Below are 668 nucleotides of genomic sequence, written 5' to 3'. Positions count from 1 at the left end.
GCGGACCACGCCCGACAGGCCTTCGTCACGCATGAGTCGGTCGACGGTGCCGATCCCGATCTGGTGGCCTTGGCGGCGCAGATACGGGGCCATCTTGCGGCGCCCATACATTCCTTCGGGCGTGCCGATGGTGGCCAGCAGGGCGTCGGTCAGATAGGCGTCGCTCACTGTCCGCGCCGAGGGCGGGGCGGTTTTCCAGTTCCGATAGGTGCGTCCGGCGACCTGCACGCCCTGCTCGGTGAGCACGCGGCAAATCGGATCGACCCGGTAACCCTGCGCACGCATCTGATCGATGAACTGGCAAATCAACGGCGGCGCGGGTCGATCTCCCGCGCGAAGAAAATCGAGGCCGCTTTCAGAATCTCGTTGGCCTCCTTCAGATCTCGGACTTCTCGTTCGAGCTCCTTGATCCGCGCCTGCTCGGCACTGGTCACCCCGGAAGCCTTCCCGGTGTCGACTTGGGCCTGTTTCACCCAGACACGCAGCGTCTCGGCGTGGATGCCGAGCTTCGGGGCGAGCGCCTGGCAGGCGGCATACGCCGACGGATACCCGTCGATTCGATCCAGCACCATCTTCACCGCACGCTCACGCTGCTCGATCGGATAACGCTTGGGCATGGCCCACATCCTCCACAGAGAAGGAAGCGGCCGGAAAGTCGGGGCGGTTCA

2 protein-coding genes are annotated in these 668 nt (G+C 65.0%); both read right to left on the bottom strand.

What is annotated here, in order from left to right:
* The coding region (locus IU459_RS37435; protein ID WP_195134295.1) for an IS3 family transposase at positions 1 to 285 on the bottom strand (285 nt) is incomplete at its 3' end.
* A 20-nt stretch (positions 286 to 305) separates the two neighbouring features.
* Positions 306 to 617 carry a transposase gene (locus IU459_RS37430; protein ID WP_195134294.1) on the bottom strand — a complete coding sequence of 104 codons (312 nt, stop codon included), beginning with the start codon at positions 615 to 617 and terminating at the stop codon, positions 306 to 308.
* Positions 618 to 668 lie beyond the last annotated feature (51 nt).

The organism is Nocardia amamiensis (assembly GCF_015477605.1).
Classification (GTDB): Bacteria; Actinomycetota; Actinomycetes; order Mycobacteriales; family Mycobacteriaceae; genus Nocardia; species Nocardia amamiensis_A.
This window is presented reverse-complemented; position numbering and strand designations above follow the sequence as displayed.